General features: G+C 72.4%; 14 protein-coding genes and 3 tRNA genes. 14 read left to right on the forward strand and 3 right to left on the reverse strand.

The window, feature by feature from the left end; genetic code table 11:
- Positions 1–26 precede the first annotated feature (26 nt).
- The 9 genes from H7827_RS17780 (at position 27) to H7827_RS17820 (ending at position 6,051) form a co-directional block, all read left to right on the forward strand.
- Positions 27–99, forward strand: a tRNA-Thr gene (locus tag H7827_RS17780).
- A 47-nt stretch (positions 100–146) separates the two neighbouring features.
- Positions 147–219 (forward strand) — tRNA-Met (locus tag H7827_RS17785).
- 90 nt (positions 220–309) lie between these two features.
- Positions 310–474, forward strand: a complete 165-nt coding sequence (rpmG, locus tag H7827_RS17790; RefSeq protein ID WP_004571794.1) for a 50S ribosomal protein L33 — start codon at positions 310–312, stop codon at positions 472–474.
- 72 nt (positions 475–546) lie between these two features.
- Positions 547–1,011 carry an FAS1-like dehydratase domain-containing protein gene (locus H7827_RS17795; protein ID WP_432746472.1) on the forward strand — a complete coding sequence of 155 codons (465 nt, stop codon included), beginning with the start codon at positions 547–549 and terminating at the stop codon, positions 1,009–1,011.
- Entirely contained in the window at positions 1,008–1,442 is a 435-nt protein-coding gene (locus H7827_RS17800) for a MaoC family dehydratase (protein WP_432746473.1), read from the forward strand. Before H7827_RS17795 ends, H7827_RS17800 begins: the two co-directional genes overlap by 4 nt.
- A 77-nt stretch (positions 1,443–1,519) precedes the next feature.
- Positions 1,520–2,074: a TetR/AcrR family transcriptional regulator gene (locus H7827_RS17805; RefSeq protein WP_432747997.1), complete on the forward strand. Its 555-nt coding sequence runs from the start codon at positions 1,520–1,522 to the stop codon at positions 2,072–2,074.
- Between the two features lie 88 nt (positions 2,075–2,162).
- Complete coding sequence (locus tag H7827_RS17810; RefSeq protein WP_432746475.1) at positions 2,163–3,641, forward strand: DHA2 family efflux MFS transporter permease subunit; 1,479 nt, start codon at positions 2,163–2,165, stop codon at positions 3,639–3,641.
- A gap of 144 nt (positions 3,642–3,785) precedes the next feature.
- Complete coding sequence (locus H7827_RS17815; protein WP_432746477.1) at positions 3,786–4,859, forward strand: UDP-N-acetylmuramate dehydrogenase; 1,074 nt, start codon at positions 3,786–3,788, stop codon at positions 4,857–4,859.
- A gap of 151 nt (positions 4,860–5,010) precedes the next feature.
- On the forward strand, positions 5,011–6,051 hold the full coding sequence (locus H7827_RS17820; RefSeq protein WP_432746479.1) for an inositol polyphosphate kinase family protein: 1,041 nt from the start codon (positions 5,011–5,013) through the stop codon (positions 6,049–6,051).
- A 51-nt stretch (positions 6,052–6,102) separates the two neighbouring features.
- Here the strand turns inward: H7827_RS17820 and H7827_RS17825 are convergent, their stop codons facing one another.
- Positions 6,103–7,122 (reverse strand): adenosine deaminase, encoded by a 1,020-nt coding sequence (locus H7827_RS17825; RefSeq protein WP_030736386.1) that lies wholly within the window; start codon positions 7,120–7,122, stop codon positions 6,103–6,105.
- A 57-nt stretch (positions 7,123–7,179) separates the two neighbouring features.
- Positions 7,180–8,424, reverse strand: coding sequence for a pyridoxal phosphate-dependent aminotransferase (locus tag H7827_RS17830; protein WP_386538725.1), 1,245 nt, complete (start codon positions 8,422–8,424; stop codon positions 7,180–7,182).
- A 137-nt stretch (positions 8,425–8,561) separates the two neighbouring features.
- On the opposite strand from H7827_RS17830, the gene H7827_RS17835 reads away from it, so the two are divergent.
- The 5 genes from H7827_RS17835 (at position 8,562) to H7827_RS17855 (ending at position 12,205) form a co-directional block, all read left to right on the forward strand.
- A tRNA-Trp gene (locus H7827_RS17835) sits at positions 8,562–8,634 on the forward strand.
- 119 nt (positions 8,635–8,753) lie between these two features.
- Positions 8,754–9,017 carry a preprotein translocase subunit SecE gene (secE, locus tag H7827_RS17840; protein ID WP_030736380.1) on the forward strand — a complete coding sequence of 88 codons (264 nt, stop codon included), beginning with the start codon at positions 8,754–8,756 and terminating at the stop codon, positions 9,015–9,017.
- A gap of 77 nt (positions 9,018–9,094) precedes the next feature.
- Positions 9,095–10,000, forward strand: coding sequence for a transcription termination/antitermination protein NusG (nusG, locus tag H7827_RS17845; RefSeq protein ID WP_386538727.1), 906 nt, complete (start codon positions 9,095–9,097; stop codon positions 9,998–10,000).
- Between the two features lie 111 nt (positions 10,001–10,111).
- A complete protein-coding gene (locus H7827_RS17850) occupies positions 10,112–10,804 on the forward strand; it encodes a response regulator transcription factor (RefSeq protein WP_030736373.1) in 693 nt (230 codons plus the stop codon).
- Between the two features lie 6 nt (positions 10,805–10,810).
- Positions 10,811–12,205, forward strand: coding sequence for a HAMP domain-containing sensor histidine kinase (locus H7827_RS17855; protein WP_432746482.1), 1,395 nt, complete (start codon positions 10,811–10,813; stop codon positions 12,203–12,205).
- Between the two features lie 52 nt (positions 12,206–12,257).
- On the opposite strand, the gene H7827_RS17860 is transcribed toward H7827_RS17855, so the two are convergent.
- On the reverse strand, positions 12,258–13,193 hold the full coding sequence (locus H7827_RS17860) for a TAXI family TRAP transporter solute-binding subunit (RefSeq protein ID WP_432746484.1): 936 nt from the start codon (positions 13,191–13,193) through the stop codon (positions 12,258–12,260).
- Positions 13,194–13,255 lie beyond the last annotated feature (62 nt).

The raw sequence follows: 13,255 nt of genomic DNA on the forward strand, positions 1-13,255 counted from the left end.
CGGAGCGTGTAATCTCTTTCTCGCTCGCCCCAATAGCTCAGTCGGCAGAGCGTCTCCATGGTAAGGAGAAGGTCAACGGTTCGATTCCGTTTTGGGGCTCTGAGATGTGAGGTCTTCCTCCTGTTGGCGGGAGCCGCGCAGCTCGTGGCGGCGTAGCTCAGTCGGTAGAGCAAACGGCTCATAATCGTTGTGTCACCGGTTCAAGTCCGGTCGCCGCTACTTCACTCCGAGTAGCCGATTGCGGGGTCGGTCCTCCGATCGGCTACTCTTTCCTGTGTTTAATCCGTCCATCCGTCAAGGAGCACTCACGTGGCTGCCACCGACGTCCGCCCGAAGATCACGCTGGCCTGCGTGGAGTGCAAGGAGCGGAACTACATCACCAAGAAGAACCGGCGTAATGACCCGGACCGCCTGGAGATGAAGAAGCACTGCCCGCGTTGCAACGCCCACACGGCGCACCGCGAGACCCGCTGACTTGTCACTGTTGCGAGGCCGTCCCCGACCTGTCGGGGGCGGCCTCGCGTGATTTTGGGAGGTTGACGGCCGATGGCCCTGGATCAGTCCTTCGCCGGGCGGACCTATCCGCCCACCGAGCCGTACGAGGTGGGGCGCGAGAAGATCCGCGAGTTCGCGGTCGCGATCGGTGACGAGAATCCGGCGTACACGGATCCGGCCGCCGCGCGGGCGCTGGGGCATCCGGATGTGATCGCCCCGCCGACGTTCGTCTTCGCGATCTCCTTCGCCGCCGCCCAGGCGGTGATCCACGACCCGAAGCTGGGCCTGGACTACACCCGCGTGGTGCACGGCGACCAGAAGTTCCGGTACAGCCGTCCGGTGGTGGCCGGGGACGTTCTGACGGTCACCTCGGTGATCGACTCCGTGAAGTCGATGGCGGGCAACGACATCCTCGATGTCCGCGGCGATGTGCACGACGCCGCCGGGGAGCACGTGGTGACCGCGTACACCAAGCTGGTGTCGCGCGCGCCGGAGAAGCCGGAGGGGGAGAAGTGACCGCACGGATCGCGTACGCCGATGTCGAGGTGGGTACGGAGCTGCCGGCCCGTACGTTCCCGGTGACCCGCGCCGACCTGGTGCGGTATGCGGGCGCCTCGGGGGACTTCAACCCCATCCACTGGAACGAGCGCTTCGCCAGGGAGGTCGGGCTGCCGGACGTGATCGCGCACGGCATGTTCACGATGGCCGAGGCCGCCCGGGTGGTCACGGACTGGGCCGGGGACCCGGCGGCGGTGGTCGAGTACGGGGTGCGCTTCACCCACCCCGTGGTGGTGCCGAACGACGACACCGGGGCCGAGATCGAGGTGTCGGCGAAGGTCGCGGCCAAGCTGGACGACGAGGCGCGCACGGTCCGGGTGGACCTGGTGGCGCGCAGCGCGGGCCAGAAGGTGCTGGGGCTGTCCCGGGCCGTGGTCCGGCTGGGCTGAACGCCGGCCCGTTCGATCCCGTTGACAAGATAGTGATTGGTCAATAACTTACTCGCATGGCCAGGGACAGCGGCAGGATGTCGGCGGAGGAGCGGCGTACGGCCGTCATCCGCGCCGCTGTCGTGGAGTTCGCCAGGGGAGGGTACGCGGGCACCACGACCGCCGCCATCGCCCGCCGGGTCGGGGTCTCGCAGCCGTATCTCTTCCGGCTGTTCCCCGACAAGCGGGCGATCTTCCTGGCCGCCGCCGAGCACGGCACGGCGGAGATCCGGCGGACCTTCGAACGTGTCTCGGAAGGTCTGGATCCCCAGGCAGCGCACGACGCGATGGCCCAGGCGTACACCGGCCTCACCGCCGACCGCGACAAGCTCATGTTCCAGATGCAGATGTACGTCGCGGTGCACACCGCGGAGGCGGGTGGGGACGAGGACTTCGCGGCCCGGATCCGCGCCTACTGGAACGAGCTGTTCGAGGCCGTGCACCTGCGGCTGGGCGCGGACGGCGTGGAGACCGCCGATTTCCTGGCCAACGGCATGCTGATCAACGTGATGCTGGCGCTCGGCTTCCCGGCGGACCATCCGCTGTGGGTCGCCTGCGCCCACGATCACGAGGGCAAGAAGCGGTTCGGATAGCCGGTCCCGTCCGGTCCTCGGTCCGGTTCGCGGGCACACGTCTGTCCGCGCAAGTTATTGAGCAATCACTAGTTTTCTGGGAGGGACCATGCCCGATGCCCCGAACGGGGGCACGCAGCGCCCCCACGTCATCGTCTGGACGCTGCTGCTGACCGGCTTCGCCACCTTCATGGCCAGCCTCGACAACCTCGTCGTGACCACCGCCCTGCCCATCATCCGTGAGGACCTCGGCGGTGACCTGGCCGCCCTGGAGTGGATCGTCAACGGCTACACCCTGCCGTTCGCCTGCCTCCTGCTGTTCGCCTCGGCCCTGGGCGACCGCTACGGCCGCCGCCTGGTCTTCGGCGCCGGCATCGCCCTGTTCACCCTCGCCTCCGCCGGTGCGGCGATGGCCGGCTCCACGGACGCGCTGATCGCCGCCCGCGCCGTCCAGGGCGCCGCCGCCGCGGCCCTGATCCCGCTCAGCCTCACCCTGATATCCGCCGTCGTACCGCCCGAGCGGCGGGGCGCCGCCTTCGGCGTGTGGGGCGCGGTCAACGGCCTCGCCGTCGCCGCGGGCCCGCTCGTCGGCGGGGCCGTGACCGAACACCTCTCCTGGCACTGGATCTTCTGGCTCAACATCCCCATCGGCCTCCTCGTGCTGCCGTTGGTGTTCCGGCGGCTCCCGGAGAGCCGGGGCCCGGTCAAGCGCCTGGACGTGACCGGCACCGTACTGGCCAGCGCCGGCCTGCTGGGCGTCGTGCTGTCCATCGTGCGCGGCCACGAACACGGCTGGACCACGGTCCCGGTGCTGGCGGGCTTCGCGCTCGGAGCCGTGCTGCTGTACGCGTTCGTCCGCTGGGAGCTGCGCACCCCCGAGCCGCTGCTGCCGATGGGCTTCTTCCGCTCCCGCACCTTCACCGCGATCAACATCACCAGCCTGCTGATGTACGCGGGGATGTTCGGCTCGATCTTCCTGCTGACCCAGTTCCTCCAGCTGATCATGGGCTACTCGCCGATGGAGGCCGGGGTGCGGATGCTGCCGTGGACCGCCATGCCGATGATCGTGGCGCCCATCGCCGGGGCCTTCACCGACCGCGTCGGCGGCCGGCCGATCGTCGCCTCCGGGCTGGTGCTGATGGCGGTGGGCATGGGGTGGTTCGCGCTGTACGCCGACCCGGGCGTCTCGTACGGCGGCATGGTGCCGGCGTTCGTGCTGTGCGGCATTGGCATGGCCATGTTCTTCGCCCCGTCCGGGGCGATCGCGATGGGGGCCGTACCCGAGGGACGGCAGGGGGTGGCCTCCGGCGTGAACAACTCGGCGCGCGAGGTCGGCGGGGCGCTGGGCGTCGCCGTCCTGGCCTCGGTCTTCGCCGCACGCGGCGGGTACGGCTCGGCGCAGGCGTTCACCGACGGCCTGGTGCCCGCGCTGTGGCTGGCCGTGGGGCTGCTGCTGGTCGCGGCGGCCGTCATCGCGCTGCTGCCGGAGCGGCGGGCGCCGAAGGCTCCCCGGCCTGCCGCCCCCGGTCCGGCCGGCCCCACCGACCCGACGCCCGATCCCCGGCCGGCCGACCGCGTGCCCGCCTGATCACGGACGACGCGCGGGGTGCCCCGGCCGGAACGGTCCGCCCGGGGCGGGCGTCGCCCCGGACCCGCCCCGGCGCGCGATCCGGCCCGCTCCGCCCTCGCCCCGGTCCGGGCCCCGCGCGGCGGCGGACCGTATTCTGGAGGGGTGCTCGAAACCTCTGATCCCGCCGGTACCGCCGGCGCCGCGCTCGCCGATCTGACCACCTTCCGGCTCGGCGGCCCCGCCGACCGGCTGATCACCGCGAGCTCCGACGCCGAGGTGATCGCCGCCGTCCAGGAGGCGGACGGCACCGGCACCCCGTTGCTGATCATCGGCGGCGGCAGCAATCTGCTGATCGCGGACGAGGGCTTCCGGGGCACCGCCCTGCGGATCGCCACCACCGGCTTCGACCTGGACGGCACCCGCCTGGAACTCGCCGCGGGCGAGAACTGGTCGGCGGCCGTCGCCCGCACCGTGGAGGCCGGACTGGCCGGCATCGAATGCCTGGCCGGCATCCCCGGCTCGGCCGGTGCCACCCCCATCCAGAACGTCGGCGCCTACGGCCAGGAAGTCTCCTCCGTCATCACCGAGGTCATCGCCTACGACCGCGCCGAGCACCGTACGGTCACCCTCCCCGCGGCCGAGTGCGGCTTCGGCTACCGGCACAGCCGCTTCAAGGCCGACCCCGAGCGGTTCGTGGTGCTGCGGGTGCGCTGCGCGCTGGAGGACGCGGGCGGGCTCTCGGCACCGATCGCGTACGCCGAGACCGCCCGGACACTGGGCGTCGCCGCGGGGGAGCGGGTGGCCGCCGCCACCGCCAGCGAGACCGTGCTGAAGCTGCGGGCCGGCAAGGGCATGGTGCTGGATCCGGAGGACCACGACACCTGGTCGGCCGGTTCGTTCTTCACCAATCCGCTGCTGACGGCGCGGGAGTTCGCGGCCTTCCGCGAGCGCGCCGCGCGGCGTCTCGGCCCCGGCGTCGAGCCGCCCGCCTTCCCGGCGGCCGACGGCCACACCAAGACCTCCGCCGCCTGGCTGATCGACAAGGCCGGCTTCACCAAGGGGTACGGGAGCGGCCCGGCCCGGATCTCCGGCAAGCACACCCTGGCCCTCACCAACCGGGGCGGCGCGACCACCGCCGATCTGCTGGCGCTGGCCCGCGAGGTACGGGACGGGGTACGGGACGCCTTCGGCGTCACCCTGGTCAACGAACCGGTGACGGTCGGCGTCAGCCTCTGAACCACGGGACGGGCGCCCCGGCCGGCCGCACCCCGCCGGCGGTCGTGCCCCCGCGGGCCGTCCCGCCGGGCGACCCTCCGTGCCGGCCGGTACTGCCGTAGAACTGTCGACAGCAGGGGGCGTGGGGACGCCCTGGGAGGGAACAGGGGCTGTGCGCGCACACGGAGACCACCACCAGAACGTGGAGCGGCGCCCTGCCGGGCGGGTGTCCGCGCCCCCGGCCGACCCGGCCAGGACCGTGAGCATGCCCCCCTCGGCATCCGTCGGCTCCGCACCCGTGGCGATGCGGCCCCTCGCGCACCCGGCCGGGAACGCCGCCGTCCCGCCGCCGGGCACGAGCGGTGCGATCATCGGCCCGGCCGTCGAACGGGTGGAGGACGGAGCGGTCGGCGGGCACGGCGGGATCAGCAACCGGGCCTGCGGACGGATCAAGGAGAAACCCACCAACCACGTGGAGCGGGAGTTCTACGCGGAACTGCGCGCGGGCGCGCACCCCGCCCTGGACGGCGTGGCGCCGCACTCCCACACCGCCCGGCAGGTCACGGCGATGGACGGTCACCAGGGCGCGGGCGACGACTCGACCCACGTCTACGTCGACAATCTGACGTTCGGCATGAACCGGCCCAAGATCCTCGACATCAAGGTGGGCGCGTCCACGGCGAGCTGGCACGAGCTGCTCCGCTCCATGTCGAAGACGGCCGCCCTGGCGAAGAAGCTCAGGATGAAGGCGGCCGACCTGCTGACCGGCTCCGCGAGCCGCGGCTACCGGGCGGTCGGCAGCTCGGGCCTCACGGGAGGGCGGCTGGCCACCGGACGGCGCACACCGCGGATCGTGCGCGACTTCGCCCGCGAACCCGGTGTCGCCGAGGCGATGCTGCCGCAGCTGATCCGGGTCAGGGAGGCCGCCCGGGCCTCCGGCCTGGCCTTCGTCGGGGCGAGCGTGCTCATCGCGGTGGACGAGGCGCCCCCCGAGGGCCGGCCGGTGCCCTCGGTGAAGGTCGGCCTCATCGACTTCGCCCACACCTTCGGCCCCCGGGCGGCCGGAGCGAAGCGGGTGGAGAAGTACCGCGAGCGGTTCGACCAGGGCATGGACCGGTTGATCGCGGACGTGCGGGCGGCCGGCACGGCGGGCTCTGGGCAGCCGGGGGCCGGGGCCGTGCGCAAGGAGCCGACGGGGGCCGGCGGCCGGTAGCGCGCCACGGCAGCGCCCGCCGGGCCCCGGTTCACCGGATCCGGCCGGGCGTCACAGCGCCAGCCACTCCTCGATCTCCACCATGATCTTCTCCTGGATGTCGGTCGGCGCCGCCGAGCCGCGCACCGACTGCCGGGCCAGCTCCGCCAGCTCGCGGTCGGTGAAGCCGTGGTGCTCCCGCGCGATCTCGTACTGGGCCGCCAGCCGCGAGCCGAACAGCAGCGGGTCGTCCGCCCCCAGCGCCATCGGCACGCCCGCGTCCCACAGGGTGCGCAGCGGCACGTCCGGCAGCCGCTCGTACACGCCGAGCGCCACATTGGAGGCGGGACACACCTCGCAGGTCACCCGGTCCCGGGCGAGACGCTCCAGCAGCCAGGGGTCCTCCGCGGCCCGCACCCCGTGGCCCACCCGTGCCGCCCGCAGATCGTCCAGGCAGTCCCGGACGCTGGAGGGGCCCGACAGCTCGCCGCCGTGCGGGGCCGCCAGCAGGCCGCCCTCCCGGGCGATCGCGAACGCGCGGTCGAAGTCGCGGGCGAAGCCGCGCCGCTCGTCGTTCGACAGCCCGAAGCCGACCACCCCCTGGTCCCGGTAGCGGACCGCGAGCCGGGCCAGGGTGCGGGCGTCCAGGGGGTGCTTCATCCGGTTCGCGGCCACCAGCACCCGCATCCCGACCCCGGTCTCCCGGGAGGTGACCCGCACCGCGTCCAGGATGATCTCCAGCGCCGGGATCAGCCCGCCGAGCCGGGGCGCGTACGAGGTGGGATCGACCTGGATCTCCAGCCAGCGCGCCCCGTCCCGCAGATCCTCCTCGGCCGCCTCGCGCACCAGCCGCTGGATGTCCTCCGGCTCCCGCAGACAGGAGCGGGCCATGTCGTACAGCCGCTGGAACCGGAACCAGCCGCGCTCGTCGGTGGCCCGCAGGCTGGGAGGCTCGCCGCCGCGCAGCGCCTCCGGCAGATGCACGCCGTACTTGTCCGCCAGCTCCAGCAGGGTGCCGGGCCGCATCGAGCCGGTGAAGTGCAGATGCAGGTGGGCCTTGGGCAGCAGCCGGACGTCACGTACACGATCCATCCACGAATCTTGCCGCATTGCGCCGTCCGGCCGGTAGCCGCGTCACCCGAACGTGAGTCAGCTCGCTTCCGCCAGCAGCTTCTGGAGGCGGGAGACACCCTCCACCAGGTCGTCGTCGCCCAGGGCGTACGACAGCCGCAGATAACCGGGGGTGCCGAACGCCTCACCCGGGACCACGGCGACCTCGGCCTCCTCCAGGATCACCTCGGCCAGCTCCACCGAGGTGGCGGGCCGCCGGCCGCGCAGCTCCTTGCCCAGCAGGCCCTTCACCGAGGGGTACACGTAGAACGCGCCCTCGGGCTCGGGGCAGACGACCCCGTCGATCTCGTTCAGCATCCGCACGATCGTGCGACGCCGCCGGTCGAACGCCTCGCCCATCGCGGCCACCGCGTCCAGATCCCCGGAGACCGCGGCCAGCGCCGCCGCCTGCGCGACGTTGCTCACGTTGGAGGTGGCGTGCGACTGGAGGTTGGTGGCGGCCTTCACCACGTCCTGCGGGCCGATCAGCCAGCCCACCCGCCAGCCGGTCATCGCGTACGTCTTGGCCACCCCGTTGACGATCACGGTGCGGTCGGCCAGCTCCGGGACGACCACCGGCAGCGAGGAGAACTCGGCGTCCCCGTAGACCAGATGTTCGTAGATCTCGTCGGTGAGCACCCACAGACCGTGCTCCACCGCCCAGCGGCCGATCGCCTCGACCTGCTCACGCGGGTAGACCGCGCCGGTCGGGTTGGACGGGGAGACGAACAGCAGCACCTTGGTGCGCTCGGTGCGGGCCGCCTCCAGCTGCTCCACACTCACCCGGTAGCCGGTGGTCTCGTCCGCGACGACCTCCACCGGGACGCCGCCGGCCAGCCGGATCGACTCGGGGTAGGTGGTCCAGTACGGCGCCGGGACGATGACCTCGTCGCCCGGGTCGAGCAGCGCCGCGAACGCCTCGTAGATCGCCTGCTTGCCGCCGTTGGTCACCAGCACCTGCGAGGGCTTCACCTCGTAGCCGGAGTCGCGCAGCGTCTTGGCGGCGATGGCCTCCTTCAGCTCCGGCAGCCCGCCGGCCGGCGTGTAGCGGTGGAACCTCGGCTCCCGGCACGCGGCCACGGCCGCGTCCACGATGTACCCGGGGGTGGGGAAGTCGGGTTCGCCGGCGCCGAAGCCGATCACCGGCCGGCCGGCGGCCTTGAGAGCCTTCGCCTTGGCATCGACGGCCAGGGTCGCGGACTCGGAGATCGCCCCGACGCGGGCGGAGACCCGGCGCCCGGGGGCTGCTTCTGCGGACTGTGCGGTGGGTGTCGCTGCGCTCATAAGGGCATCGTTGCAGACCGGAGTGGACCGTGGCACCCGGGTTGCGGCTGTTGTCCGTTCGACGGGCGGCGATTGAGCACGTACACTCTCCACGCAGTGGGGCCGGGTGAGGTAAGTTTTCCCGGTGCCGCGAGCAAAGGGTCGTAGCTCAATTGGTAGAGCACTGGTCTCCAAAACCAGCGGTTGGGGGTTCAAGTCCCTCCGGCCCTGCTACGCAGCAGGCAGTACAGAGTTAGTAGTGGTAGTAGGCACGTACCGCAATGCAAGCCGTCCGGGGGACCGGGCGGCTTACGACCATGACCGGGATCAGGTGAGGGCGAGTGGCTGGGATCACGGACTCCGTCGAAACGCCGGAGCCCCGGGGGGACGGCGCCGGCCGAGGACGCGGGCGGCGTGCCAAGCGGGGCCCGCTGGGCAAGCTCGCGCTCTTCTACCGGCAGGTCATCGCCGAGCTGCGCAAGGTCGTCTGGCCCTCACGGCGCCAGCTGACGACGTACACCTCCGCGGTGATCGTTTTCGTTCTCGTCGTCATCGGCATCCTCACCGTGCTTGACTGGGGATTCAGCCGGGTCGTCGAGTACGTCTTCGGCTGACCCCGCTCCGGACGGGGCGAGGCGGGCACGGACGTACGGTCGTAGGTACCCACCCGTGCCGCGGCGATCCCGCCCGGATGTTCCACGTCAATGTGAAGCAGGAAGAAGCAGCCACCGTGTCTGACCCGAAGTCTGACCCGAATCTGACCGACGACGCCGCCGAGGGCGACGACACCGCGCGCGACATCGTCGAGGCAGCGGACACCGTCGACCAGACCGAGGCTGCCGACGCCGCGGCGGGCGAGCCCGCCGAGTCCGCCGCCGTCCACGAGGAGGACGCGGACGAGGTCGCGCAGGAGGCGGACGCCGAGGGCGAGGCGGAGGCCGAAGCGGACGCCGAGGCCGAGGCCGAGGCTCCCGAGCCGGTGGACCCGGTCGCGCAGCTGCGCGAGGAACTGCGGGTGCTGCCCGGCGAGTGGTACGTGGTGCACACGTACGCGGGCTACGAGAACCGGGTCAAGACCAATCTTGAGCAGCGCGCCGTGTCGCTGAACGTCGAGGACTACATCTTCGCGGTCGAGGTGCCGCAGGAAGAGGTCGTCCAGATCAAGAACGGCGACCGCCGCACCATCAAGCAGAACAAGCTCCCCAGCTACGTGCTGGTCCGGATGGACCTGACGAACGAGTCCTGGGGCGTCGTACGGAACACCCCCGGTGTCACCGGCTTCGTGGGCAACGCCTACGACCCGTACCCGCTGACGCTGGACGAGATCGTGAAGATGCTGGCGCCGGAGGCCGAGCAGAAGGCCGCCGAGCAGGCCGCGGCCGAGGGCGGCGCCCCGGTGGCCGGCCGCCGCGTCGAGGTCCAGGTCCTGGACTTCGAGGTCGGCGACTCGGTCACCGTCACCGACGGCCCGTTCGCGACCCTCCAGGCGACGATCAACGAGATCAACGCCGACTCCAAGAAGGTCAAGGGCCTGGTCGAGATCTTCGGCCGCGAAACGCCGGTCGAGCTGAGCTTCGACCAGATCCAGAAGAACTGACCGCAGGACGCGACACCCGGACCCGCGGCGGGTCCGGAAGAACGCCCCCCGCGGCTTTCGCCCCGGTACCGCACTCCACCGCGGTACCGGGGCGCCGCTAGTCTGGGGCGCATGCGCGCGCTCATAGTCGAGAACGATGACCGGGTCGCGCGCGCCCTGAGCCGGACACTCCGCGCCGAGGGATACGACGTGGAGCGCGCCCGCAGCGTGCGGGAGGCGGCCGGGGCGATCGGCACGGCCGACTTCGCCATCGCCCTCGTGGATCTCGGTCTCGACGACGGGGACGGCGTCGAGGTGATCCGGATGCTCCGCGACCGCGCCGCCACCGGAGTCATCGCCGTCACCGCCCGCGGCGAGCAGACCGACCGGGTCCGCGGCCTGCGGGCCGGCGCCGACGACTACCTGGTCAAGCCCTTCGGGGTGGCCGAACTGCTGGCCCGCATCGAGGCCGTCACCCGGCGGCTGCGGGTGCTCCAGACCGGCCTCACAGCGCGCGGCACCATCGGCCACGGCGATCTGCTCATCGACCGGGACCGCCACGAGGTCTCCCGCGACGGCGCACCGCTGCGGCTGACCCGCAAGGAGTTCGAGATCCTGGTGCTGCTGGCCAGGAACACCGGCACCGTCGTGGAGCGCGAACACATCCTCGACCAGGTCTGGCAGTCCGCCTGGGAGGGCAGCAGCCGCACCCTGGACACCCACATCGCCTCGCTGCGCTCCAAACTCGGCGACACGGCGCGCATCACCACGGTGCGCGGCGTGGGCTACCGGCTCGAACCGGCCGGCGCGCCGGTGGACGGATAGCCACCCGTGCGCCGGCGCATCATCGTCGCGCTGCTCCCCGTGCTGGCCCTGCTGGTGGTGGGCATCGGCATCTCGTACGCCGCGGTGGTGAGCGAGCGGACCACCCAGCAGGTGTTCATCGACCGCAGCGGGGACGCCGTACGGTTCGCCAATCTCGCCGAGGCGGCCATCGCCTCCGGCGAGCGGACCCGGCTGCACGCGGAGCTGGACGCCTACCACGAGCTGTACGACTCACCGGTGTGGGTGCTCGGCCTGGACGGTGGCCTGGTCCACGACCCGGGCCCGCCGCCCCCGGACGGCGCGGCGGTCACCGAGGACATCCAGCGGGCGTTCGCCGGGGCGCGGGCGACCGAGGCGGCCACCGTGTGGCCCTGGCAGCGCGGGCCGCTGCGGGTGGTGGAGCCGGTGGGCCGTGACTCCCAGGTGACCGCCGTCGTCGTCATCGAGGCGCCCACCGACGGGCTGCGTGCGGCCAGCGTGCGCCGCTGGGGGGTCGGCGCCGCGCTGTTGCTGGTTCCCGTGCTCGCGCTGATGGGCGGCCTGTGGCCGCTCACCCGCTGGATTCTGCGCCCGGTGCGCGACCTGGAGCGCATCGCGATGGACGTGCGCGGCGGCGAGCTGGGGGCGCGCGCCCCCGTGGAGCACGGCCCGCCCGAGCTGCGCGGGCTCGCCTCCTCGTTCAACGCCATGGTGGACACGGTGCAGCGCTCCCTGGAACGGCAGCGGATGTTCGTCGGCGACGTGGCCCATCAGCTGCGCAACCCGCTGGCCGGGCTGCGGCTCTCGGTGGAGAATCTGCGGCCCTGGGTCCGCCAGCCTCCGGCCCGGGAGGCGGTGGAGGACGCCGTGGACGGCGCCGTGCAGATGGGCGAGATGTTCGAGGCGATGCTCGCGGCGACGGCCGCGGCCAGCCGGGAACGCGTACGGGACAGCGAGGCGTGGACGCTGGCGCGGGTCTTCGCCACCGCCCGGCCGCACTGGGAGGCGGTCACCGGCGAGCACGGGCGCACGCTGCGCGTGGAGGACCCGGACCCCGAACTGGTGCTGCGGCAGCCACCCGGCGGTCTGGTCGCGGTGCTGGACGAACTCGTGGACAACGCGGCCTGGCTCTCGGACGGCAGCACGGTCACGGTGCGCGCCTTCGCGGACGCCGACGGCCGCTTCGGCACCGTGATCGTCGCCGACGACGGCACCGGCCTGTCGGCGCAGGAGCGCGAAGCGGCCCGCGGCCGGTTCTGGCGGGCGGCGCGGCACCAGAACATCCGCGGCACCGGCCTTGGCCTGGCGATCATCCACGACGTGGTGGAGGACGTCGGGGGCGAGGTGCGGCTGGAGCCCAACACCCCGCGCGGCCTGCGGGTCGCCGTCCGCCTGCCCGCGGTACGCCGGCCCGGCCCCTGATCCCGCCACCGGGACCGTCCCCCGCCACCCGCCCCGCTCCGCGCCGGAGCCACTACAGCTTGACGGACCGGAACCAGGCGGCCGCGCCCGGGTGCAGCGTGATGGGCACGGTCGCGGCGGCCGTACGGGGGTTGATCTGGTACGCCTCGGGCCGGGTCCTGGCCAGCGCCGCCGCCCCCTCGACGGCGGTCCGGGTGAAGAACCGGGCGGCCTCGGTGGGAAAGCCGGATCGCACCGCGATCAGGGTCGGCACGGCCAGCGTGGCCGTGGTGGCCACCTCCGGATAGACCGCGCCGGAGATCGTCACCGGCAGATACTCACCGGGGTGCGCGTACCGCATGGTCTCCGCCTCCGCCGCGAGATCGACGAAGTGCACCGGCGGCGCGTTCGCCAGCAGCCAGGAGATGGCGGGGGTGGGCATCGCGGTGAGCGAGAACACGGCGTCCACCTCGCCGTCCACCAGGGCCTGCGCTGCGGCGGTCTGCCCCAGGTCGCGGACCTCGACCGGCACCCCGGCGGCCTCGATCAGCCGCCCCCCGGTGAAGCGGGTGCCCGAGCCCGGCAGCCCGAGGGCGACCGGCCGCCCCGCCAGGTCGGCCAGGGCACGGATGCCGCTGTCCCGCAGCGTGACCAGGTGCACCACCGAGTCGAAGATCCGCAGCAGTGCCATGGTCTCGCCGTCGTACGGGCGCAGCACGTCCACGTTGCCGTAGGCGAGGTCCACCTCGCCGCCGCGCAGCAGCCGCAGATTGTCGACGGACGCCTCGGTGAAGACGATCTCCACGGCCTCGCGGTCCAGCGCCTCGTTCCACAGGGCGGCCAGTGCCGCGCCGGATTCCCGGTAGGTGGCGCCCTCGGGGCCGGTCGCCAGCTTGAGGTCACCGATGCCGAGGTCGGGTGAGGAGCCGCACGCGGCGGCCGCCAGCCCCAGCGGGGCGGTGAGCAGCGCGCGCCGGGACAGCCCGAGCGGCGAACGACCCGACCCCAATGTCAGATCAACCCCAAATTCTTTCCCGATGCGTTGCTGTGACGCCTGCTCGCCCGCACTGT

The organism is Streptomyces sp. JH002 (genome assembly GCF_050916115.1).
Taxonomy (GTDB): Bacteria; Actinomycetota; Actinomycetes; order Streptomycetales; family Streptomycetaceae; genus Streptomyces; species Streptomyces xiamenensis.